The organism is Shewanella sp. 10N.286.51.B8 (genome assembly GCF_041469325.1).
Taxonomy (GTDB): domain Bacteria; phylum Pseudomonadota; class Gammaproteobacteria; order Enterobacterales; family Shewanellaceae; genus Shewanella.
The window spans coordinates 1-23,847 of record NZ_JBFRKG010000005.1 but is presented as its reverse complement, the minus strand read 5'-3'; the positions used below and the strand labels follow the sequence as shown (position 1 = coordinate 23,847).

Annotated in this window: 17 protein-coding genes; 3 read left to right on the top strand and 14 right to left on the bottom strand. The window is 43.0% G+C overall.

What is annotated here, in order from left to right:
• Positions 1–72 precede the first annotated feature (72 nt).
• The 4 genes from AB4160_RS02265 to AB4160_RS02250 all read right to left on the bottom strand — a co-directional run bounded on the left by AB4160_RS02265 (position 73) and on the right by AB4160_RS02250 (position 6,295).
• Complete coding sequence (locus AB4160_RS02265) at positions 73–3,357, bottom strand: S41 family peptidase (RefSeq protein WP_102477199.1); 3,285 nt, start codon at positions 3,355–3,357, stop codon at positions 73–75.
• A gap of 241 nt (positions 3,358–3,598) precedes the next feature.
• A complete protein-coding gene (locus AB4160_RS02260) occupies positions 3,599–4,435 on the bottom strand; it encodes a hypothetical protein (protein WP_372003480.1) in 837 nt (278 codons plus the stop codon).
• Positions 4,428–4,991, bottom strand: a complete 564-nt coding sequence (locus tag AB4160_RS02255) for a sigma-70 family RNA polymerase sigma factor (protein ID WP_372003522.1) — start codon at positions 4,989–4,991, stop codon at positions 4,428–4,430. Before AB4160_RS02255 ends, AB4160_RS02260 begins: the two co-directional genes overlap by 8 nt.
• Before the next feature lie 209 nt (positions 4,992–5,200).
• Positions 5,201–6,295: a von Willebrand factor type A domain-containing protein gene (locus tag AB4160_RS02250; RefSeq protein WP_372003478.1), complete on the bottom strand. Its 1,095-nt coding sequence runs from the start codon at positions 6,293–6,295 to the stop codon at positions 5,201–5,203.
• Positions 6,296–6,704: 409 nt separating this feature from the next.
• Here AB4160_RS02250 and purE point away from each other — a divergent pair, with 409 nt between their 5' ends.
• Both purE and purK read left to right on the top strand, forming a co-directional pair.
• On the top strand, positions 6,705–7,196 hold the full coding sequence (purE, locus tag AB4160_RS02245; RefSeq protein ID WP_076542981.1) for a 5-(carboxyamino)imidazole ribonucleotide mutase: 492 nt from the start codon (positions 6,705–6,707) through the stop codon (positions 7,194–7,196).
• Positions 7,196–8,320 (top strand): 5-(carboxyamino)imidazole ribonucleotide synthase, encoded by a 1,125-nt coding sequence (gene purK, locus AB4160_RS02240; protein ID WP_102438116.1) that lies wholly within the window; start codon positions 7,196–7,198, stop codon positions 8,318–8,320. The genes purE and purK overlap by 1 nt, the downstream gene beginning before the upstream one ends.
• A 91-nt stretch (positions 8,321–8,411) precedes the next feature.
• Here purK and AB4160_RS02235 read toward each other — a convergent pair whose 3' ends face one another.
• The 6 genes from AB4160_RS02235 to AB4160_RS02210 all read right to left on the bottom strand — a co-directional run bounded on the left by AB4160_RS02235 (position 8,412) and on the right by AB4160_RS02210 (position 16,514).
• Positions 8,412–9,590, bottom strand: a complete 1,179-nt coding sequence (locus tag AB4160_RS02235; RefSeq protein WP_372003476.1) for a methyl-accepting chemotaxis protein — start codon at positions 9,588–9,590, stop codon at positions 8,412–8,414.
• Between the two features lie 277 nt (positions 9,591–9,867).
• Positions 9,868–10,485 carry a hypothetical protein gene (locus AB4160_RS02230; RefSeq protein ID WP_102438112.1) on the bottom strand — a complete coding sequence of 206 codons (618 nt, stop codon included), beginning with the start codon at positions 10,483–10,485 and terminating at the stop codon, positions 9,868–9,870.
• A gap of 306 nt (positions 10,486–10,791) precedes the next feature.
• Complete coding sequence (locus AB4160_RS02225) at positions 10,792–11,220, bottom strand: hypothetical protein (protein WP_102438110.1); 429 nt, start codon at positions 11,218–11,220, stop codon at positions 10,792–10,794.
• Positions 11,220–12,842, bottom strand: a complete 1,623-nt coding sequence (gene gshA, locus AB4160_RS02220; protein WP_372003520.1) for a glutamate--cysteine ligase — start codon at positions 12,840–12,842, stop codon at positions 11,220–11,222. Before gshA ends, AB4160_RS02225 begins: the two co-directional genes overlap by 1 nt.
• Before the next feature lie 254 nt (positions 12,843–13,096).
• Positions 13,097–15,928 carry a pitrilysin family protein gene (locus AB4160_RS02215; RefSeq protein WP_102438107.1) on the bottom strand — a complete coding sequence of 944 codons (2,832 nt, stop codon included), beginning with the start codon at positions 15,926–15,928 and terminating at the stop codon, positions 13,097–13,099.
• A gap of 163 nt (positions 15,929–16,091) precedes the next feature.
• Positions 16,092–16,514, bottom strand: a complete 423-nt coding sequence (locus tag AB4160_RS02210; protein WP_102438105.1) for a YqaA family protein — start codon at positions 16,512–16,514, stop codon at positions 16,092–16,094.
• Positions 16,515–16,876: 362 nt separating this feature from the next.
• Between AB4160_RS02210 and AB4160_RS02205 the strand changes: the two genes are divergently transcribed.
• Positions 16,877–18,124 carry a dicarboxylate/amino acid:cation symporter gene (locus tag AB4160_RS02205; RefSeq protein ID WP_372003474.1) on the top strand — a complete coding sequence of 416 codons (1,248 nt, stop codon included), beginning with the start codon at positions 16,877–16,879 and terminating at the stop codon, positions 18,122–18,124.
• A 108-nt stretch (positions 18,125–18,232) separates the two neighbouring features.
• Here the strand turns inward: AB4160_RS02205 and AB4160_RS02200 are convergent, their stop codons facing one another.
• From AB4160_RS02200 to AB4160_RS02185, 4 genes are all read right to left on the bottom strand, one after another.
• Complete coding sequence (locus AB4160_RS02200; protein WP_372003518.1) at positions 18,233–19,393, bottom strand: alginate export family protein; 1,161 nt, start codon at positions 19,391–19,393, stop codon at positions 18,233–18,235.
• Between the two features lie 139 nt (positions 19,394–19,532).
• Positions 19,533–20,375 carry an ABC transporter ATP-binding protein gene (locus tag AB4160_RS02195; RefSeq protein WP_102438100.1) on the bottom strand — a complete coding sequence of 281 codons (843 nt, stop codon included), beginning with the start codon at positions 20,373–20,375 and terminating at the stop codon, positions 19,533–19,535.
• Positions 20,376–20,413: 38 nt separating this feature from the next.
• Positions 20,414–21,403, bottom strand: a complete 990-nt coding sequence (locus AB4160_RS02190; protein WP_372003472.1) for an ABC transporter permease — start codon at positions 21,401–21,403, stop codon at positions 20,414–20,416.
• Positions 21,404–21,492: 89 nt separating this feature from the next.
• Positions 21,493–22,809, bottom strand: coding sequence for a CmpA/NrtA family ABC transporter substrate-binding protein (locus AB4160_RS02185; protein WP_227006757.1), 1,317 nt, complete (start codon positions 22,807–22,809; stop codon positions 21,493–21,495).
• Positions 22,810–23,847 lie beyond the last annotated feature (1,038 nt).

The window sequence follows — 23,847 nt, the reverse complement described above, 5'->3', positions numbered from 1 at the left end:
AAACCGATATCAACTTGACTTGATATCGGTTTTTTTACACTTATTTACCAAGCTTAACTCAAGTTAGCGCCTTTAAAATTGCGCTTTAGTATCTGCCGCAAATCCGCTTGCAGGAATTGGCTTAGCTTTTAACGGCGCGATTGGCTTTTGGATCAGCTCATCTTTTAAATAACGAATGGCGGTTTCAAGTTGGGCATCTTGGCCCGAGAATGTGGCAAAAGGTAAGTTATCTACCTCAATATCCGGTTCAACTCCGTGGCCTTCAACAATCCAACTGCCATCAATAGCGTATTGTGGATACTCCGCCACTCTTGCCATACCTTTATCCGTTAGGCTGTTGCGCCCTGAAAGCCAAACCCCTGCACCCGCAGTTTGCTTACCAATTAACGGCGCTAACCCTAAGGCTTTAATGCCTGCTGAAAAGGTCTCGCCATCTGAATAAGTCATTTGATCCGCGAGCACCACTAAGTGACCCCTAAAGGTTTGCTGCATATTGGTATTAGCAGTGCCATGGGTGGGCTGCCAAAAAGCCCACGCACGGCGCAGTAACTTTTCAATAATCCAGCTATCGATATTACCGCCACGATTACGACGCACATCAATGATTAAACCGTCTTTGTCATAATTGGTATAAAACTCACGGGCAAAGCTTTCAATATCCCCAGCCCCCATGGCATACAAATGTAAATAACCAATGTTGCCTTTACTGGCACTGCTGACTTTAGCGGCATTATTGGTGACCCAGTCTAAATAACGCAGCTTGGCATCGGTGCGGTTATCATGGGGCACAACAATCGTTTGATGGCTTTTTTTACCACGAGTTAACTCCAACAACACTTGTTTATTGGTTTGATTACGCAGTAGTTGACTAACCTGAGCAAGACTGCTGACAGGCTTACCATTAATGGCTTTGATGATGTCGCCCTCTGCGGCGTCAACGTCAATACGGGCCAGCGGTGATGCCTGCGTTGGTAGCTCTGGGTCGTTACGATAAATATGGTTAATCAGCACCCCTTTTGAGGTTTGCGCTAACCGTGCCCCTAAACTTGCCCCTGTGGCAGTGTCGTTTTTAGCTATATCACCACCGCGCACTTGCGAGTGCAATGAATCAAGCTCGCCCATCATTTGCTTGAACAAATCATTAAGCTCATTTCTATCGGTTAAGCGGGCTAATAACGGCTGATATTTTTGCTTCACCTGCTGCCAATTAACCCCGCGCATATTCTTGTCGAAAAAGGAGTCACGGTGCATTAACCAGGCATCTTCAAATATCTGCTGCCACTCTTGCATTGGCGCTATAGATAACTGCCACTGGGCGGTATCAACCTGAGTGTTTTTAAGCTCTGTGGCTATTTTATCGCCAGCATCAACAATATGCAGCTCACTTGGATTAGCCTGTTTTCTTAGCAGTAATTTTTCACCATCATCTGAGAGTTGATAGTCGCTGATATCAGCGGAAAACTCGGTTACCTCAGGCGACAAGTTATCAAACTTCACCAGTTTTAAGCTGCTTTTATCTGCCACTGTATCGAGCAAATATAGCTTATCTTTACTGGCAGTTAAGCTGGAATAATTGCCTGATGCCACCGGAACTTGCCAGAGTCTTTGACTGATATTATCCCAATCCACTTTGACTTTTTGATTACTATCAGCCTGACTTCTAGCCTCTTTGGCATCGGCAATGATACTGCTATTGAGCTCGGTTGGTTTTACGAAGGGAAATACCGACTTTTCAGTTAATGCGATGGCAAAGATTTCAGTGCGTTTATCAAAAACAGGCCCCATATTTCTATCACCCCAAGGCGAACCAGGAGTCGCTTTAAAGTGCCGCGCTGATAAAAAATATAACCATTGTCCGTCAGGGCTAAAGCTAGGTGAATGTGACTCGTATTTATCACTGGTAATGGATTGGGCTTTATTATCATTAACAGAATACAGCACGATTTGCGGGCGCTGTTGACCCATTTCCAATTTGGTTAAGGCAATAAATTGGCTATCACCAGACCAAACGATATCCGGATATTCTCCTAACCCTTCACCATGGGTGATGATTTTAGTATTTTTACCTTTGTTTAAATCCAGTAACCACACATTGCCATCGTAGTCATCATGGGCAATATAGCGGCCATTGGGTGATAAATGCAGACTGGTTCTTAAGCTACTGCCATCTTTAGTGAGTTGTTTTGCCCCTGCACTGCCATCAGCGGGGAATTGCCAGATCTCTTGCTCGCCTGATGCATCACTGATGCCATAAACCCAATCACCATCCGTACTTAATAACGCATTTCTAATGCGGGCGTTAGCGGGTGATTGCACTTGGATTAAGCGGCGGCCATCATGACTTGCTATGGCTACATGGCTTCTAGCGGTGATCACCGCTTTATCGCCACTGGCGGCTAACTCCACTGAGGTAGCAAATGCCATTGGATCTTTTAACCAATGTTCACGGCGATGGGGAAAATCTGAAGTCAGGCTAATATCGACTAAGGATGAACTGCCATCATTAATGCTAAAGACTTTAATATCTGCCCCATGCTGAAACACAACTCGACCATCATTTAACTGTGCATCTCTGACTTGCCAAGCACTAAATTGGGTATGTTGCTTAGCATCTTGACCATCAAGCGTCATCGACCAAATATTATCATTGCCAGATTGGTCGCTAATAAAATAAAGCCGATTTTGCCACAGCATGGGTTGTCTTACTGAGCCTTGATGAGCTGCTGTCAGCTTTTGCGCCTCTTGATTACTGCCCAATTTAAATCGCCAAATTTCACCTAAAGCGCCGCCACGATAAACTTTGGCGTTATCACCACTGGTTTGCAGGCCAAACTGAGTAAAATAAACATACTCGCCCGCATCATCAATGGTGCCTTCAATCGCATCTGCTAGGGGTAAATCCGTTAATTGCAGCGTCTGTGGATCTACCGTTTTAAGAACCCAGTAATTTGCCGGTCCATTAGCATTATCGGTGGCATACAAAATCTCCCCGCTGGCTGTCCAGCCTTGCAATCTGACGCGACTATTTTCAAAGCTTACTCGCTTGGCAACGCCGCCTTTGATCGGCATGACATACACTTCAGTAGCGCCATCATAGTTCGCGCTATAGGCAAGCCAATTACCATCTTTTGAAATCACAGCATCGATTTCTTCTGCTGCTTGGGTGGTTAATCGTGTTGCTGAAGTTTGATTTAACTGACTAAGCCAAAGATCGCCTTCGGCGGTAAATACCAAGGTTTGATCATGTAGCGCTGGCGCGCGGTAATAGCCTTGATTGTCTGAATTAACCGCAAGAGCGGATGTGCTTAACAGCCCAAGAGCTAATAAACAGGCGCTAACAGAATGGCGAAGTTTCATAGTCAGAAAAGTCCTTGTAAATATTATTATTTTCAAGCAATCAAACTAGCAAACTTAAACTGATTTAGCAGTATAAAACCCAGTATTTATTGCGATAAAAGTTTAAGAATTTGTAACAATTAACTTATTCGCCGCAAAAAAAGGGTAACAACTTTTGTTGTTACCCTTGGTGCTTTGGACACCTAGCTCGACAACAAATCTTCAAGCTAGAGCCAATGTTACTGTTAGCGCACTAGTGCCATTATTGAATCGATTGTTGCAAGCTTAAGCGCTGCTGTAATTGTTGGTATTGCTGATATTGAGGATGCTGCTGCTGAATAATCTCAGGGAATTGCAGCTCAATAACCTTCGAATATGCCTGAGCTTGCTCCAATTGTTTGTTATCTAACAGTTCAGCTAAATGCTTGATTGCATTAATGGAGTTTGTTGCCTTAGCTGCGCCAGTTGCGTTGGCTGCGCTAGTCGTGTTAGCTGAGTTAATGTCGTTAGCTGAGCTCATGACAGTAACTGCTGAACGAGTTTGTGCTGGCGTTGGTAATTGAGCTTGAGGCTGAGATTCTGGTTGTGATTGTAATTGTGGTTGTGATTGAGCCGCAGACATAGATTCACGCTGCTGTTGAGGCATAACTTTAGTTGTCACAGTTGGGAGCACATCAGCGGCAGACTCAACTGTCGTTGCCGTCATTGGCGTTGGCGTTGCTGAAATAGGCGTTTCAGTGGCTTTCGTTGCCATTGGCACACTGTCACCCGCATCTATATTGGCATGTTGGGTAAAGTTTGGATTAACTAATATCACGCTGGCAATGATCATTACAGATGCCGCGGTTGACAGCCCTAAACGATGCTTATGCCAAAAACTCACTTGCACGACATTTGTGGCTGCTGAATAACCTTGAGATGCTCTTGCCTGCTCAACTGGAGCGGCGCTCAATTTAGCTTGGGCTAAGATAGCCTTATCCATCGCTTTGGGGGGCGTTTCTAAATCCTGCTGATACAGGGTTTTAATTTCTTGCTGCAAAGCCACAAACTGTTCATCAGTCTTATCGTTGACTGAGCTTTTATCTTTAGAATCACTCATGATCCGCCCCTTGCCATTTCAGCGCTACACATTGCTTAATACTTTGATAGGCATAGCGAATGCGGCTTTTGGTGGCCTCTAAGGTTACATCGGCAATCTCACTGATTGCCGTAGCTGTTAAGCCCAATTCAATATTCAGCAAAAAAGCCTCTCGTTGTAATTGAGGCAATTTACTAATACAGGTCTTTAATAATTGCCCTTTTTGGCTATCAAGCAGTTGCTCATCAGGACTACTGCGATGAGAACTATCCAGTGTGCTGGCATCAAAGCTATCCATGCCCTCTTCTGCGGTTTCAGCAAGCTTATCGAGTGGTTTCACCGCCTGCACATGATCGATCAGTAAGTTATGGGCAATGCGATAAACCCAAGTGGTAAACTTGGCTGTGACTTGATAACTGCTGGCGGCTTTTATCACCTTGCCCCACGTGTCTTGGTATAGATCTTCTGCTAATTGCTTATCGTTGATTTGGCGCACAAAATAGCGATACAAAGGCCCTTTATGTTTGCTATACAGCTGCTCAAAAGCAAGCGAGTCCCCTTGCTGATAATTCAACATTAATTGCTCATCTGATAATGCAGTTATTTTATCCTTCACCGCCGACAACCTTGTTTTATAGACTGTTTTTAATCACTTTAAACAGTTTGCCCAGCGTAAATGCGATTGTCTATTAATACTCTGCAATTGAGCGATATTATTCACTGCACCTTATCATTAATACTCCTGTCGACAATGAGCTCGTTAATAATAGCCGAGTTAATAATAGGCTAGTTAAAAATAGCCTTGCCAATAATGCTGCCCTGCTTTGGCGGAGTATCATAAATAGGCTGCGGCATCGGATAAGCTTGTCGTTGATGGGGCTTTTTTATCCCGACATTGTTTGTAACAGACACTAGCATCGCCTGCTTAACAAGGGCAATAAACTCGCTGCGCTCACCTTGGCTATCTGCCCCTTTAGCATCAAGAGCGATATTAACTAACTCATGATAATCAAAGCCATGAACATAATTACTTTGATTAATTAATTGCCCTAAACCCGCCACCGCTGCAGCAAAACGAAACTCATCACTGGCTTGTTGAAAGAATTTGTCTTGTTGAGCAATGTCAATATCAATATCAAACTGGCCAAGCAAAGCTTGTTGGCTTGTTATACGCATGTCATGCAATGACAATGTGGCGAGGTTATCGGCACTAAAGCGCTGCTGAGCACTTGGTTTATGGGCTGGTGATTTATAAGCAGCTGAATCATCGATGCGCAACTCATACAAGGCACTATATTGGCCACTTGATTGAGCCTCCAATCGAGCATGGCCTTTGGACATTTGTTTATTAACGGGGTTGCCAAAATTTCGCTCAAAACCAATTAGTCGGTATTCCGTAATCAACCTTGGATTGAAGCGTAACTTGGCTTGTAAATAAGCTAAGCCTTGCTTTGCAGGCTCTGTGGCCTTGTCACTCTGTTTGATATTAATCAACAGCAGCAAGGTGTCATTATTATAAGGCGATGGCGCCAGTTCAGTATGTATCTGATAGTTTTCAGATAATGGCTGATATTGACTAAAGTCATATTGAAATGCATTGAGTAAATTCTGGCTTTGGATGGTATTTTTTTCAGGCCAGATTTGCTGGTTGAGTAAGTGCTTTAGCCTGTTATAGTCGCTGATACAGCCGCTGCTATCCGTATTAAATGTCAGCAGGGATAATGGCGTTTCACCACTAACCATGTTGCCGCCATGACTCACAACAGCCTGCTGAGCAGCCACGCAGTTTGGCTGTAATGTTAGAGTTTCAGCAACCCCATTAACGCTTACAAGCAGCAATAGGCTTAGTTTGCACGCCTGATAAATTGTACATTTACTCATCTATGACTCCGTAATAACCACAATACTATTATTAACGTGCTCAGATTAAAAAAGGGTTATTTATCTTTCACATTTAATCACCCCCAAAACAAAACAATATAAATCAATACCATAAACCCAAAAGCACATTAATTATGCGTAACGTTAACGGGTTAATTTTTACCTTATCAATAACCCAAAACTTGCAGTACACGATTGCTGTTCGATGTTTACCAAAAGCCAGTATAAGCATTCGTAATCACAAACTGAGTTTCAGCCCCAAAAAACACTGAAATGCAGCGAAATGTGAGCCAACATGATATTATCTAGCCCCTTTTTTATAGGCGCAAAAATGCAGCCTATAATGCCTGTACCCTATGCAGGTATAAGTAAAATTATTCTAATATAATAAGTGTGTTAAGGAGTTATCATGCAAGCCCTTGTTGCCGTAGTTATGGGATCTAAGAGTGATTGGCCGACCATGGAAGCCGCCGCAGAAATTATGGATAAGCTGCAGGTGCCATATCACGTTGAAGTTGTCTCAGCGCATCGTACTCCTGACAAACTCATGGACTTTGCTAGCACTGCTGCTGGTAAAGGCTTTAAAGTCATTATCGGCGGCGCCGGTGGTGCAGCACATTTACCCGGTATGATTGCCTCAAAAACCCGCCTTCCAGTGCTGGGTGTGCCTGTGCAAAGCAAAGCGTTATCAGGCATGGACAGCTTACTGTCTATCGTACAAATGCCTAAAGGTATTGCAGTTGGTACCCTTGCTATTGGTACTGCTGGGGCGTTTAATGCCGGCTTACTTGCTAGCCAAATTCTTGCGGTTGAAGACAGTGAACTTGCAGCGCGTTTGGATGCTTTTCGTGAAGAGCAAACTAATTCAATCCTTGAAAATCCAGATCCGAGGGAAGCTTAATGGCTAAGCAGGACGGTGAGCAAAAAAATCAAACCCACGCTACACAGCACAATGTATGGGTTTTAGGTGATGGTCAATTAGGCGCTATGTTGTCCCATGCTGGGCAGCCTTTAGCGATTAATGTTCGTCCGGTTGATATTATGACCCCATCAGATGAGCGTTTACCTCTTAACGATACTGACGTCATCACCGCAGAACGAGAGCAATGGCCTGAATCAAACTTAAGCTTGCAACTTAGCAAGCATAAGCATTTCATTAATGGCCCGGTTTTTGGCCTGCTGGCAGACCGTTTTACCCAAAAAAGCTTATTGGATGAGTTAGCTGTACCAACGTCACCTTGGGAGCTGGTTGACGACAATACTCAAACGGCGCAGTTGCATCAGCAATATGGCGAGCGAGTATTATTAAAGCGCCGCACCGGTGGCTACGACGGCAAAGGTCAACACTGGTTAAAACAAGCTGAATCAACCACCATCCCTGCTGATTGGCGTAATGAAGCCATTGCTGAGCAAGCGATTAATTTTGATGAAGAAGTGTCATTAGTGGGCGTACGAACCCAAACCGGCGAATGCTTATTTTACCCGCTAGCGTTAAATCTCCATCAAGACGGTATTTTAATGGCATCGATTGCGCCATTATCGCGCTTAAACCACTTACAAGCCCAAGCTGAAGCCATGCTAAGTAAAATTATGCATAAGCTTGAGTATGTTGGAGTGATGGCGATGGAATGTTTCCGGGTTGGTGATGAATTACTGATTAATGAGTTAGCCCCTCGGGTTCATAACTCTGGTCACTGGACTCAATCAGGTTGTCATATCAATCAGTTTGAATTGCACCTGCGTGCCTTGTGCGGATTACCTTTACATACCCCACAAGTGAATCATCAATGTGTGATGGTAAACTTAATTGGTGTTGATAAAGATGACCGCTGGTTAAGCTTACCCAACGCTGAGTTATTCTGGTACAACAAAGAAGTTCGCGTCGGTCGTAAAGTGGGTCACTTAAACTTATCGGTTCATAATAGCGCGATGCTAACCGACAGTATTGGTCAGCTACAACAATGGATGCCGCAGCTGTATCAAGCGCCATTAGCCTGGGTTTTAGATGAATTTAGCGCTGATTAAGATCAATGGCACTTAATCGTAACCCATAAAAAAGGAGCTAAGGCTCCTTTTTTATGGACTATTGATTTGCAAGTAATGATTTAGCTAGGGTTTAAATACACACTCGAGTGAGTACTTTCTCAAGATGCTCAGAGCTGGTTTGTTGCCTATAAGCGCGGTCTGAAATCGCTTTTAAGCTCTGCTGCACTTCATGACTCAAACGGGTAATTTCCAGCGCTCGACTACTGATACTGTTAGTGGAAGATTGCTGCCCTTGAATGCTGTAGGTCATATTACTGGCAACACTATCAAGTTGCTCAAATGCGCCGCCAATATCAGTAAATGCTTGGGTGACCCGCAGGCATTGTTGCACGCTTTCATTAGTCACTCTTTGACTGTCGCTAATGGCATTAACAGCATTACCCGCTTTGGCTTGCAGCTCTAACACTATCGATTGAATCTCTACCGTCGACTCTTGGGTGCGATGGGCCAAAGCCCGAACTTCATCTGCGACGACTGCAAAACCGCGGCCTTGTTCACCGGCTCTAGCGGCCTCAATGGCAGCGTTTAGCGCCAATAGGTTGGTTTGCTCGGCAATACTTTTAATCACTTCTAAAACATTACCAATTTTCTGGCTGTCGCTGTTTAATAAATCTAAATCAGATACCAAACTTTCAATGCCATTGGCAAAGGTGGTCATGGCAGTTTGATTACTTAACGCATCATTATTACCGAGCTCAAGTAATTGCTTCACTTCCGTAGAGGTTGATTTAAATTCGTCGGCATTGATTGATAACTCATCTGCCGTTTTCACTATGTCTGCTAATGAGCTTGAAATAAGCTCGGTTTCAGCAGTGCTTTTGGCAACGGATGATTCAGCCGAATTCATTTGCTGCGCCAACTCCTGCGAGCCATGGTGAAAATTATTGGCATCTTGCTTAATGTCATCTAAAACCAATTTCAGTTCTTCAATAAAACCACTAAGGTCGTTGGTAATTTTCGCCAGTAAATCATTACCACTATCGATTAGCGGCTTTTTAGGGGCGGCTTTCGTACTAATAACTAAACTTAGATACTCAGCCAGTTGACTCAAGCGTGTGTGTAAAAACTGCTTAAATAAATACAGACCTACTATCGTTTGCGCCGCACCTAATAGCGCGACAATGAGTAACAGCGTGGTTTTATCAATTTGAGAAGGTAAAAATGCAATGATGACCAATGCCACCAGCACCAACGAGATTAACGGATAAAGCAGTGTTGCCTGTAATTTATTATTATTGTGAGATTGCATATACAGTTCCGAAAGTAGTGATTATATTTTTCTAGCAACTCGTCATGAGCTTTTAGCGCTAGCGGTGCTTAACATTGATCCCCCCAAAAAGCCATATAGCCTCAAGGGTTACAAATTGTCACAAGCGGTTTTATTACTATCGGAATAAGCTGCAAAAAGTTTAGCGTTAATTGTTAAATATTTATGAACAAGGTTAAGTATAAAAACTGATCTAACCAAGAGAAAGTAAAAGCCCCGCGAATGCGAGGCTGATGAGAATGACAATAACTAATGCGTATTAACCGAAAAATAACCGCCATAACCAGGAAGAGTCGAGATCTTCTTTACAGGTATGATACTGAGCAGCGTAATTTCTGGCGCGAGCATCAACACGATTAGCAACAGGTCCAAGCCATGCTTTAGCTTTATAGCTGCCACGTTTATAGCCGCCCCAACCTTCGTGATAATTCAAATACTGATTTTTCGCATCCCATTTTGACACCCCATTAATGGCATGGGTTTTATAGATAAACCAGCCCATAAAATCCATCGCATCATCAAAATTACTGCGACTTGACCATGAATTACCGGTTTCACGTACATAGTCATCCCATGTCATGGTTTTTGCTTGAGCATAGCCATAGGCATCACTGGCGCGGCCAATAGGAATAAAGCCCCAAAAGTATTCCATTGGTGGCGCGGCATTATGTTTAAACGAGCTTTCTTGGAACATCATAGCTAAAGGCACATGTACTGGTACGCCCCACTTTTCGCGCGTTTTTACCGCCGATTTATACCAAGAGCGATTTTCTTGAAATATTGAGCATAAATTATCAGGCTCTTTAGGTGGCGGAGTTGCACAGCCCGTAAGCTGTAAAAGAAACATTGCGCCCAAAGCACGAAAAAACCACGTCATAAATGCCCTTAAAGTAATCAATATCAGGAGTTAACTAAAGCGATTCGATTTTCACATCAAAATAAACTAGATGCAAACCACGGCGTTAAAAAATAGAACTTAATCTGTCGCTAGAATGCGACCATTGGTATTAGTCAAAAAATACTTGAACTCAAGTCTGACAATAAAGCTGGGCTAGAGGGAGGTTCAGCGGCTAAGGTTTTCTAAAAAAGACTATCAAGGTAACATTTAATATCGGAATAAATGAGTAACTAAACCATTAAATTATTGCCTAATTGGGGACACTTATCGCGCCTAAGCGGCACATTAATTATCGGGGTTGGCAAACTCACATTCATGGGGCTCTTGCTGCCATATGACGGGTTGCCAGTAATCGGTATTCTCGCCAGTATAAATTCTATCTTGATTAAATTCAGCCGCTAAATGAAGCTGCAGGTGCGCTTTCACATCAACATCAATATTTTTAGGCTTACGGGCAGCAAGCTTAACTTTTAACTCAGGCGACTCAATGAGCTCTGCCACGGTAAACTCATGTTTTCCAGCGGTTAATTTATAATAAGGCCTTGAGATAACAGGCTTACCATCAAGATGAGTCACCACCACGCGATAAAGACTCTGCGAGGTCGGTGGGGTTATATAACTCGCCACCGAGCCACAGATAGCTTGCTCATCCACTGATGATGCACAGCCTTGTAATAGACCCAGCACCACCACAGATAAAGCTAGCCTTTTCATTAACGACACGCTGCGGCAGGTTTGGATAAGTCAGCAAAATAATCAGCTAAAAACTCATCAAAGCCGACACTCGGTAACGCTTCCGCCATATGCTGTTGAGCAAGTGATAGTGCCGCCTCTTCAACATAGCCAGCTTCCACCTCAGCGGATAATGGGTAGTCAGATAAATATTGCTGATAATCTAGCGCCAGTTTTTTCACCCAACTGCTATGATCTTGACCTTGATTAACCACATCGTCCAGCACGCGACCCGATAGGGTTAAACTTGGATCGTCGATAGCGGCTTGCCATTGCGATAATGCCTGTTGGTATGCATTACCAGAATCACCATCTAACAACTTAGCGAGGCGAGACAGAGGTTCAAATATGTCATTCAGCCATTGAGTGCGGCTAATTGACTGACCATTTTTAATTAGCTCAAGCCCAGGCTTTCGACCTTCAACTACCACAGCTTGCAAGTTAGCGGCGATTTCCTGCTCTGCAGCGCTATCACTTTTTTCTGATGACGACAGCAAGCAGTACAGCAAGAATAAGTCTAAAAATCTTACCTGACTGGCATCAATACCAATTGGGCTATAAGGGTTTACATCTAATGCACGCACTTCAATGTATTCAACTCCAGCGCGAGACAATGCCTCTGAAGGTTTCTCACCTGCTTTGGTGACTCGCTTGGCACGAATTGGCGAGTAAAACTCATTCTCAATTTGCAGCACATTGCTATTGAGCTGACGATATTCACCATCGACTTTAACGCCGATTTTCTCAAAACTGGCAGAAGGCATGCGAATGGCTTCGCCCACCCCTTGTAAATATTCAGGCAGTGAGTTGTAACTGATGTTTAAGCGTTCTTGCTCTTTATTGGTGTAACCTAAATCGCTCATACGAAGTGAAGTCGCATATGGCAGGTATAAGGTGCCCTTACCGGTTTTCTTAAAATCAAATCCGACGTTTTTATCTTTAATGAACGAGCCACACAGCGCAGGAGATGAACCGAAGAAATACGGTAATACCCAAACTAAACGGCGATAATTACGGATCATGCCAAAGTAAGACTCTGAGATGAACTCACAGCGCGACACTGACTTATCAGTACGTTCATATAAGCTATCCCACAATTGTTCAGAGGCTGAAAAATTGAAATGCACCCCTGCAATAATTTGCATGAGTGCGCCGTATCTATGGGTTAAGCCTTTACGGTATAAGGTTTTCATTTGACCGTTATTAGAACTGCCATAACGGGCAATAGGAATATCTTTTTCATCGCCGACATAACACGGCATGCTCACAGGCCATAGCGTCTGGCCATTCATGTTTTTAACACTGTAGGCGTGAGTTTGAGTTAACCCTTCAAGTAAGGTGTCAATATTAGTATTCACCGGGGTAATGAACTCAAGTAAAGACTCACTATAATCAGTGGTAATACGAGAATGCGTTAAGGCTGAGCCGAGCTTTTGCGGATGGCTATCCATCGCGAGGTGGCCAGTGCTTTCGATGCGCAGCGCTTCGCGCTCAATGCCTCGTACCATGCCGAGTAAAGATTCACGCCCTTGGGCATTTGATAGATAATCGACTGTTTCATTGAATGAATTCAATTTGCTGTTCTCTTGTAGTGACTCGCTTATGCGACATTCAAACTGCTAGACCTGATATTTAGCACTAACATTTCTTTAAACCAATTAAAAGCATGTTATTAAACACATATGAGCTCACAGTAAAAAGCATTTTCAGCCATTCTACACTCACTATGTTTTACAAATAAAAAACGGTAACAGTTAACCTGTCACCGTTAATTACTAAATTCTAGCATTTTTAAATGGCTATCAAACCCTATATCTGATCTATATAAGGTTTTTTATCCTAAAAACAACTGCGATGCTTATTTTATTTCAACTATAGGATAGTCCAAAGCTTGCAACTTAGGCAGAATAGCAGCTTTATCGCCCACAATCAGCATCACCATCTGTGATAAGTCTAATTGCGTGGCAGCTAACTCATTTAGCTCAGCACGCGAAACTTGTTGAACAATATTTGCCTGCTGCTCAGTAAAGTTGTCATCAAGTTGGTAACGCTGAATCATCCGCATGAAGCCCGCTTTTTGATAAGGCGTTTCGTAGTCTAATGCTTTACCTTGTGAAATTGAGCTACGTAAAAAAGTTAACTCCTCTTCGCTCATACCTTGCTGCTGATATAGATTAATCTCGTTAATAAACTCAATAAGTGACTCTGCAGTCACATCAGTGCGGACACTGGCTGAAGCCATAAATCGCCCTACTAAACTGTCACCATTAAAACCACTGCGAGCACCATAGGTATAACCTTTGTCTTCCCGTAGGTTGAGGTTTATCCGACTGTTAAATGCGCCACCTAATGGGTAATTCATTAAGTAAGACTTAAAGTAGTCGCCTGTTGCATCATAGGTTAACGCCCGCTTACCAATATTAATAACCGACTGCGCCGCATCTGGTTTATCAATAATGTAAATGGTGCCACCAGCAAGCTCTGGTAATTGCGGTAATACAAATGGCGAGCTGGCACTGCCTTGCCAAGCTGCAAACGGGCTTAATAACGGCAGCACTTGTTGCTTGCTTAAATCAGATACCAGCACCATTTTGGCATTACCCGCTCGATACTGCTGCTGATAAAACTGTTTAACATCCTCAAGGGTTAATCCGGCAACACTTTCTAAGGTGCCAGAAGCATTGACGCTTAACGGGCTGTTTTCACCATAAAGTAACGATGAAAAGCCTTGGCGCGCTAAAAAGTTAGGATCTGACTCTTGATGCTGTAAACCTTGTAATTGCTGCTGTTTAAGGCGCTGAAAGTCAGCCTCAACAAAACCTGGGGTAAATAGCTTCTCTTGTAATATCGCTAAAGTCGGCGCGAGATTTTCAGTCAAACTTGAAAGCTGAATATAGCTTTGTGAGCCCGATGCACCAAAGGACACACTACTGCCAAGCATTTCTAATGCGCCAGCTAGTTCTTCAGTTGAACGTTTAGCGCTTGATTCATTGAGCATAGATGCCGTTAATGACGCCACGCCCGCTTTACCTTGGGGCGCAACGCGGTGGCCGCCTTCAAGATAAATCAGTAATTCAACGGTTGGAGTTTCATGGCTCTCAGTACCCATGACTTCAATACCATTGGTCAGTGAAGCATTCCATAACTCAGGCACTTTTAGTACTGGCGCATCACCCACCTTTGGCATAATAGTACGATCAAAGTTTGAGGTAATTTGTCTGACGTTATCGACGCCGCTCACGGCTTCTGGCGCTACCGGCATCATGGTTGGGGTAAAGTTATCTTCAGCGGCAATTAATTGTTTTGCCCCTTCAGGTACAACGCTCATGACCACCATAGGTTTGTCTTTGATATACGTATTAAACACCCGCATTACATCATCTTTGGTGACACTGGCATAACGGGCCAAGTCACTGGCTACCATGTCAGGGTTGTCAAAAAAGGTTTGATTGTAGGCCAGAGTTGATACCTTACCTTTTACACTTTGCATGCCAAAAATAGTATCGGCTTCAAACTGTACTTTAACCTTTTGTAAGTCATCATCTGTCACGCCACGCTGCTCAAACTCCTTAATAGAGTCATTAATTTTCTGCTCAAGCGTCGCAAGCGTTGCCCCCGAAGCGGGATTAGCCAGTGCATACAAGGTCAAGCTACAAGCTAACTCTTGGCATGGATGACCTACCGAGGCTTGTACTGCATAACCATCTTTGACTAAGTTTTTGTATAGCAGTGAGGTTTTACCGCCACCGAGAATATTGGCTAATAAATCCAGCGCGGCCTCATCTTTATGTCGAGCGTATACTGTGGGGAAACCCATATAAATCAGCGGCAAATGAACTTTATCTTCCATTGAAATATAACGGGTTTTATCTAAGACCACTGGGGTTTTAGGATCTGCTGACACCTCTGGACCACGTTTTAGCTCACCAAAATACTTATTCACCATGGCTAGTGTTTGCATTTCATCGAAATCACCACCAATGGTTAAGGTAGCGTTATTAGGGCCATACCAGCGCTTAAAGAAATTACGCACATCATCAACACTGGCACGTTCTAAATCTTCTGGCCAACCTATCACTGGCCACGAATACGGATGCCCAGCAGGATACATTGCTTGGTTAAAGCGCTCATTCAAACGGCCATAAGGTTGATTATCAATTCGCTGAGCGCGTTCATTTTTAACTGTCTCACGCTGGACTTCAAATTTTTCACTGGTCAATGCTGGCAATAAAAAGCCCATACGATCAGATTCAAGCCAGAGCATTTTTTCCAGCTGGTTGCTGGGTACAGTCTCAAAATAATTGGTTCTATCGGTATTGGTGGTGCCATTTAAGGTGCCACCAGCCTCAGTAACGACTTTGAAATGCTGCTCATCGCCGACATTTTGCGAGCCCTGAAACATCATGTGCTCAAATAAATGGGCAAAGCCACTGCGCCCCGCCACTTCACGAGCTGAGCCCACATGATAAGTGACGTCAACATGAACGAGAGGGTCTGAGGTATCTTGATGTAAAATCACCGTAAGACCATTTTCTAGCTGATATTTCTTATAAGGAATACCCACAGAGTCACTTTGAGCGACGGTTTCAACTAATGTGACCCCTTGAGGTAACGCAGGGGAAATTGTTGCTTCATGTGCGCAGCCACTAATGGCGATAGAGATCGCTGCTGCCAAGATCCATTTCTTCACTTATATACTCCTTGAAATCTAGCCAATGAAATCAGTCAATGTGATGCTATGAGTCGTTTTATACCTTGTTGGTTCAATCACAGATAAAAATATCCTCTCCAATCAGATAGCTAACAACAGTGATCACCATAGGGTTTTATAAAAAAACCAATAAACAGTTGTTTTACCATGCCAACATAAAGGCAGCCACTATTAATGAGTAACGAATCGTTTTACCGATTAACATCATGACTGTAGACGGGATAATAGGTAGCTTTAACCAGCCAGCAAGTAAACATAGAATATCGCCAATTAATGGCAACCAAGAAAGCAGCAACGCCCAATAGCCATATTTTTCAATTAATTTTAATCCATGTTGGTATTTCTTACTCGCTAGATCCTCTGGCGTCTTAGCAAAGCGACCTAAATAGCCTAAATAGTAACTGCTTATTGCTCCTAAGGTGTTACCAACACTGGCAGCCACCAGCAGCGCAAGCCAGGTTTCTGGTTGATCCGTAAGTAAGGCTACAAGTAAAACTTCTGAACCTCCTGGTAACAAAGTTGCCGCTAAAAAAGCCCCACTGAACATTAACCACAATGCAGTCATTTACTTTACCTAATGATATCTATAGTGTTTTAGCCATTAAACTCGTAATATAAAAACGAGTTAACAAGCTGTTGAATTTCAATATGTAATTAACAAATTGAAAAAATGATATAAGTTATATTAAAAACGGTTTGTCCCGACGATATTCGCTGAATACAATTCGAAAAATATTACCTAAAAGACTCTAATTAGGCTGGCTTAAAATAGCCTGAAGTCAATGGCTAAACTCAGTTTATACCGCTAACGTAATACATAGCTACAATGACTATTCAATGGCCTTTTGTGTGGTTGTATAAGGTTATTGAAATAATAATCCTCTTGCTGGTAACGACTGGCAAGCATAATAAATAGTTGGAACCTTGATGATTTTTCAAACCTTGAAACGCATTCCTTTTTGGCAAAAAGTACTCGCAGGCTTTGCCTTAGGTATCCTTGCAGGTGTAGCTTTAGGCGAAAGTGCAGTAATACTAAAACCTTTAGGTGATTTATTTATTAGCGCCATCAAAATGTTGGTTGCACCTTTAATTTTTTGCGCCATCGTTGTCAGTATTACCTCATTAGGCTCACAAGCTAATTTAAAGCGCTTAAGCTTTAAAACCTTAGGCATGTTCATGTTTACTGGCACCATGGCATCGTTTATTGGTTTAGCCATTGGTAGCTCATTTGATATGGGCGGCAGTTTAGAACTAGCGACCTCAGAAGTGCGCGACCGTGATATCCCAGGGTTTGCCCAAGTGTTACTTAATATGATCCCAGTAAACCCTTTTGCATCATTAGCTGAAGGTAAAGTCCTGCAAATTATTGTGTTTGCAGCGCTCGTTGGTATTGCAATTAACGCCGTTGGTGAAAAGGCAGAGCCACTTAAGCGCACCATTGAAGCAGGTTCAGAAGTAATGTTTGAACTAACCCGTATGGTATTAAAGCTTACCCCTATCGGCGTGTTCGGCTTGATGGCATGGGTTGTTGGTGAATACGGCCTGTCAACTTTACTGCCATTAGGTAAGTTTATTGTGGCTATTTATGTGGCTGCATTAATTCATATTATTTTTGTTTATGGTGGTTTAGTGAAGTTTGCTGCCGGCCTAAGCCCTGTACAATTTTTCCGTAAAGCCATGCCTGCTCAACTAGTGGCATTTAGCACCGCATCAAGTTTTGGCACCTTACCAGCAAGTAGTAAATGTACTGAGTCTATGGGTGTATCAAAGCGCTATAGCGCCTTTGTATTGCCGTTAGGCGCTACCATGAACATGGATGGCTGTGGCGGTATTTACCCTGCTATTGCGGCGATATTTATTGCGCAAATTTACGGTATTCCACTGGATATGACCGACTACATGCTCATTGCGGTAACGGCAACTGTGGCGTCAGTAGGTACAGCAGGTGTTCCAGGTAGTGCGATGGTGATGCTAACAGTGACCTTGGGCGTGGTTGGTTTACCCCTTGAAGGCATTGCCTTTATCGCCGCTATTGACCGCGTTATTGATATGATCCGCACCGCAACCAATGTCACTGGTGACATGATGACAGCTGTGGTTGTTGGCAAAAGCGAAGGCCAATTCGATGAGCAACAGTTTTATTCAGATGAAAAAGCGCTAAATCAAGCGGCTTAAATCGAGTCGCTCAGCAGCGAAAATTTATTAAAAAACGGCTAACTCAAACTGAGTTAGCCGTTTTTATTTAAGCGTTAACTGTTCAGACCAACTGCTTAAAAGCTACGGCTAGAACTTAGCATTAGCCCATAACCACAGTTTATCAGTATCGACTTTACCTGCAGCAGTATCGCCTTTTGAATACCCGGCGTATTTAACCCCTAAGGTATAATTTTTTGTCACCGGCACGCTGAAGACTGCATTAATTTCAGACCCTAAATCATCCACTAAAGCCGATGATTCATCAGCCTCAAAATCGTGATATACCAGCGCCCATTTACCGCCAATCACCTTACCGCCAATTGAGGCGTAAAGATCGGCTAAGCCTTGTTTAGGGGTTGATAAAAACTGATCTGACCAACCATTAAAGCCATGCAAGGTCGCTAAAGGTGTTTGGAAACCATAGTCGCCGCCGTCTGATCCCAATACTTCATAACCCACTTTAATAGTAATCGCCGAAAAACCGACTCCAGCCTCAACGCTCATATAATCAGCTGAATAGGACAAGTCTGCGTTATCAGAATCCTGGGTGGCATACTCTGCTGAATACAATACTTTGATATCACCCACATCGGTATTACCAGCAAAGCGTAAACCATAGGTATCAAGGCCGTTATCAATGGCGCTATCTTCTTCTAGTAAATACCCATAACCACTTAAGGTACCAAAATCGGTTTTTAGTGAAGCATTTATCAGGTTATCTTTTGAATCGATATCTTTTTCCTGTGCAAAGATACGATTACGCTGGCTGATATAGCCGTAGTCAATTTTAAATACATCGTTAAATTTGTACTCTAACATCACCCCATCGAAGGTCTGTCTATCTTGACGCCAGCCCACATGACCCACAAAGCGTTGGTTATCAAAGGTAATGACTTGGCGACCACCTTTAACGGTAAAGCCTTCATAGTTATATTTTAAAAAGAATTGATCAAACTCGGTGGTTTCTGGATCGGCAATCACTGAATATTGCGGATTTTTACCTAAGGTATTGTTGTAATCATCAACGCCGGCAACCACACGTGAATCTTCAAACTCAAGGGTGGACGAAAAACCATAGTAATCAGCTGTGGCATAAGTCAGACGAGTGCGAAGGGTTAAACCATCAGCATCTTTTAAGGCATTATCTTGATCAACCATTTCATAACGCAAATTCAAGTCGACCTTAACGCTGCCTTGGGTGACCGCATCAGCAACGGACTGGGTCGTTTCAGCATGAGCCGAGCCCATGGCCAACAAGGTTAATGATAGCGGCGCCGCAAGGCTTACTATCGATTTGGTTAATTTGCTATTAATCAGTGCAGCGAGTTGCTTCTGTTTCATCATCTTTCCTTTTATATTTATAACTAAACTGTTCCATGCATCAGTGTTAAACCGCTTCAGCCTGTTCATCTGATGTAGTTAATGACTTACTAATATTAATAGGCTCTACTTTGCGCTGTTTCTCATAAAGAAACTTCAGTACTTCGGCCCGCAAACGGTTGTATTCAGGATCTTCTGCTAGCGCCAGACGATCTCTTGGGCGGGGTAAATCAACTGCAAGAATTTCACCCACGGTTGCTTCTGGGCCATTGGTCATCATCACAATGTTGTCTGACAGCAATACCGCTTCATCCACGTCATGGGTGATCATGATGACGGTATTATTAAGCTCCAGTTGAATTTCCATCAGCGAGTCTTGCATATGGGCTCGGGTCAAAGCATCGAGCGCCCCAAAAGGCTCATCCATCAATAGCACTTCAGGTTCCATTGCCAAGGCTCTGGCGATGCCCACTCGTTGTTTCATGCCGCCTGATATTTCACTGGGCAGTTTGTGCATCGCATGATCCATATGCACTAGGCTCAGGTTGTATTCAATCCATTGCTTCATTTCAGCTTTTGACTTAGTGCCTTTAAACACCTGCTTTACTGCTAATTCCACATTTTGATATGAGGTTAACCAAGGCAATAAAGAGTGGTTTTGAAACACCACAGCTCGCTCAGGGCCGGGCTCTGAGACTTCAGTACTATTTAAAATCACCCCACCTTTAGTGGCTTGATATAGCCCCGCCACAATATTGAGTACGGTTGATTTACCACACCCCGAGTGACCAATAAGCGAGACAAACTCGCCTTTATTAATTTTTAAATTGACTTCCTTTAGCGCCTTAAACGGCCCATTTGGGGTTGGGAAGTCCATGTCGATATTACTAATATCTAAAAATACACTCATAAGATTTATCCTTATTCCTCAACGAACTCTTCAACCAGTTAGTGACTTTTATCCCAAGAGAACCAGCGCTGTAGTGCCAGTACGCCACGGTCTAACAAAAAGCCAATAAAGCCAATCACAATCACTGCCGCCATTATTCGTGACAGAGATTCTGAACTGCCGTTTTGGAACTCATCCCAAACAAACTTTCCAAGCCCTGGGTTTTGCGCCAACATTTCAGCGGCAATTAACACCATCCATGCGACACTCAGGGATAAACGCATGCCAGTAAAAATCAACGGTATTGATGCTGGTAGCACGATTTTTTGTACGTGGGTTAACGGTGATAAGCGCAGCACCCGGCTGACATTGAGTAAGTCAGAATCAATGGATGCCACCCCTATTGAGGTATTGATGACCATGGGCCACAGACTACAGAGGGTGACGGTTAACATGGAGTTGATAAATGATTTAGAGAACATCGGATCCGGTGACACATATAACGCGCTCACCACCATGGTCACCAACGGCAACCATGCCAGTGGTGACACAGGTTTGAATATTTGCACTATCGGATTCACCGCTGCATTAACGGTTTTACTTAACCCCATCCAGATCCCCATGGGGATAGCAATAATGGCGGCTAGTATAAACCCAGACATAACCGTGATAAGTGAGGTCACTATCTGATCGAAGAAGGTTTCCTTACCGGTATACGTTCTGGTTTTCGCTTGATAACTGGGATCGGCAGCCAGCCTTGCATTATTGCGAACTTGTTGGCGCTCATAAAAAGCCGCCGCCTTTTCTCGCTCGGCATTATGCTCTTGGTAAAGCCCATCGAACTGACCTATAACAGCCACAGGACCAGGAAACTTACCTAGGGATGTATTAATATTATTGGCTGTAATTGACCAAATAACCAAAAACACGGTAATACCGATGAGCGGTAATAATAATGCTTTGCTCATTGCCGCTGATTTGGCTAACAACGAAGTTACAGCCGACTTATCCATAGGGAGTCTCTGCGCTAATCTTGCAATGGTTGTCATAGGTCTATCCTCACTTCGATAGCTCTTACTTGCATAAAATCTGAATCAAACTCGACATAAAACTCGAGATAAAGTACTTAAGCTCAGGCTTACAGTTTGTCGCCTTGTTTTAATCCGATACTGAACTTGTTGATATAGGCATTCGGTGCACTACCGTCATACACAATGTCATCAATAAAATGTTGCTGCGGCTTTTTAAAGCCCGTTTCAGTAGCAAAGTCAGGGAAATGTTTGGCATCAATACTTTTATCATCAATTAACGATTGCGCCGCTTTTGCATAGATATCTGGACGGTAAACCTTGGCAGCTATCTCTTTGTACCAAGTATCAGGCTTATCATCTGAAATCTGTCCCCAACGACGCATTTGGGTTAAGTACCAAATCGCATCTGAGTAATATGGGTAGGTTGCGTTATAACGAAAGAACACGTTGAAATCAGGCACCGCGCGCTTATCACCTTTCTCATATTCAAAGGTGCCCGTCATGCTATTGGCAATCACATCGTAATCAGCGCCAACATAGTTAGATTGAGATAAGATTTTCACAGCTGCTGGGCGGTTAGCATTGTTGTTTTCGTCTAACCATTTAGCCGCTTTAATTAATGCTCTAGTTAAGCGAATAGTGGTGTTTGGATACTTTTCAGCAAATTCTGCAGTAATACCAAATACTTTTTCAGGGTTATCTTTCCAAATTTCATAATCGGTAACCACTGGCACCCCGATGCCTTTAAATACCGCTTGTTGGTTCCAAGGCTCACCAACGCAGTAGCCATAGATGGTGCCAGCTTCAAGGGTTGATGGCATTTGTGGTGGCGGCGTAACAGATAAGTAAGCTTCAGCGTCAAGTTGTCCTGAAGTATCACCTTTGTGAGGCGCATAAAAACCGGGGTGAATACCACCAGCGGCTAACCAATAACGTAGTTCATAGTTGTGGGTAGAGACTGGAAATACCATGCCCATTTTAAAGGGCTTACCTTGCTCGTTATATTTATCTACCACAGGTTTGAGCGAGTCTGCTTTAATGGGATGAACCGGTTTACCATCAGCATTTTTAGCGATGTTAGGCTTCATTTGCGCCCAAATATCATTGGATACAGTAATAGCATTACCATTTAAATCCATTGAAAAAGGCGTAATGATATGGGCTTTGGTACCATAACCAATCGTGGCTGCAATAGGCTGACCTGCTAGCATATGCGCCCCATCTAAGCGGCCATCAATCACGCCGTCCAGTAACACTTTCCAGTTAGCTTGAGCTTCGATGGTGACGTATAAGCCTTCTTCTTCGAAATAACCATTTTCATAAGCGATAGCGATAGGCGCCATATCGGTCAGTTTAATAAAACCAAATGTCAGCTCTTCTTTTTCAGGAAAGCCTACTTCTGCAGTGGCAACATTAACTTGCATCGCTGCACCAATACTTAGCGCGACCGCAAGCTGTTTAAAAGACGTTTTCCAGTTCATCGTTTATCCCTTTTAAGTTTAAAATGACTTAAAACAAAAAAGGCGCTTTAATTATCCCTAAGGAATAATTAAAGCGCCTTTGCTTTATCGTTAATGTGTTCCATCTTGTCGCTCTGCATAAATATTCAACAAACTGCAGATTAAACCAATAAATAGTCTCAATGACGAGTATTGTTGTAATAGTCCATTCAGTAACCATGCCATAAATGTAAACCTCTGTTATAAATGATTAAATGTGTTTGCAACTGAAAAACCTATTGCCCCTAAGCGTCCGTAACGGTGCAAGATAAAATACTGTTGCACTTTTTTGGGCAGCATTTAACTTTAGACTAGCACCGGAACTTGGGGTTTAGTTGCTGACTGTGTAGGTGATTGTGTATGTGATTGTGTATGTGATTGTGTATGTGATTGTGATTGTGATTGTGTTAGTCGCAGAGTAAATGATTAAGTCATGGCTGTGTCGATAACTAAACCGATAGATAAGCAAATGAAATTGAGCTACCGATATAAAAAAGCCACTTAATCTGGTGATTAAGTGGCTTTTATTTAGCAACTAATGCGAGTAACTAATCTGAATCACTAACTTAAGCTAATTGAGACGCATTAGCTGATGGTTACTCTTGTTGAAACAACTTGTTGAAACAACCATAAGTTGATATTTCACTTTCAAATATAATCATGGAGTTAGCACAAAAATAACCATAAGCTGATATCGCCAAATACAATCATAAATTGATATTTTTGTGAAATGGCTTTTTTAAGTATAATTTTTATGTAAGAAAGTTTCATACAAAACAGGCTGCACAGGTCACTTTGCGTTCAAAAAGCAAGCACATATGCAGCCCCCTGGTGTGCGTTTATATTAAAGTTTGATAATTCTTAACGTCGTAAGTTAAGTTTTAAACCACAATAAACGCGATACACACGTTTATGATCCCATTGATGCCCTAGGAGCCGTAGTCGTTTAAATATCTTTCGAAA

Coding starts and splice junctions, on each gene's coding strand:
- AB4160_RS02265 (WP_102477199.1), bottom strand. CDS start 3,357: ATGAAACTTCGCCATTCTGTTAGCGCCTGTTTATTAGCTCTTGGGCTG.
- AB4160_RS02260 (WP_372003480.1), bottom strand. CDS start 4,435: ATGAGTGATTCTAAAGATAAAAGCTCAGTCAACGATAAGACTGATGAA.
- AB4160_RS02255 (WP_372003522.1), bottom strand. CDS start 4,991: ATGTTGAATTATCAGCAAGGGGACTCGCTTGCTTTTGAGCAGCTGTAT.
- AB4160_RS02250 (WP_372003478.1), bottom strand. CDS start 6,295: ATGAGTAAATGTACAATTTATCAGGCGTGCAAACTAAGCCTATTGCTG.
- purE (WP_076542981.1), top strand. CDS start 6,705: ATGCAAGCCCTTGTTGCCGTAGTTATGGGATCTAAGAGTGATTGGCCG.
- purK (WP_102438116.1), top strand. CDS start 7,196: ATGGCTAAGCAGGACGGTGAGCAAAAAAATCAAACCCACGCTACACAG.
- AB4160_RS02235 (WP_372003476.1), bottom strand. CDS start 9,590: ATGCAATCTCACAATAATAATAAATTACAGGCAACACTGCTTTATCCG.
- AB4160_RS02230 (WP_102438112.1), bottom strand. CDS start 10,485: ATGACGTGGTTTTTTCGTGCTTTGGGCGCAATGTTTCTTTTACAGCTT.
- AB4160_RS02225 (WP_102438110.1), bottom strand. CDS start 11,220: ATGAAAAGGCTAGCTTTATCTGTGGTGGTGCTGGGTCTATTACAAGGC.
- AB4160_RS02210 (WP_102438105.1), bottom strand. CDS start 16,514: ATGACTGCATTGTGGTTAATGTTCAGTGGGGCTTTTTTAGCGGCAACT.
- AB4160_RS02205 (WP_372003474.1), top strand. CDS start 16,877: ATGATTTTTCAAACCTTGAAACGCATTCCTTTTTGGCAAAAAGTACTC.
- AB4160_RS02200 (WP_372003518.1), bottom strand. CDS start 19,393: ATGGGCTCGGCTCATGCTGAAACGACCCAGTCCGTTGCTGATGCGGTC.
- AB4160_RS02195 (WP_102438100.1), bottom strand. CDS start 20,375: ATGAGTGTATTTTTAGATATTAGTAATATCGACATGGACTTCCCAACC.
- AB4160_RS02190 (WP_372003472.1), bottom strand. CDS start 21,403: ATGACAACCATTGCAAGATTAGCGCAGAGACTCCCTATGGATAAGTCG.
- AB4160_RS02185 (WP_227006757.1), bottom strand. CDS start 22,809: ATGCAAGTTAATGTTGCCACTGCAGAAGTAGGCTTTCCTGAAAAAGAA.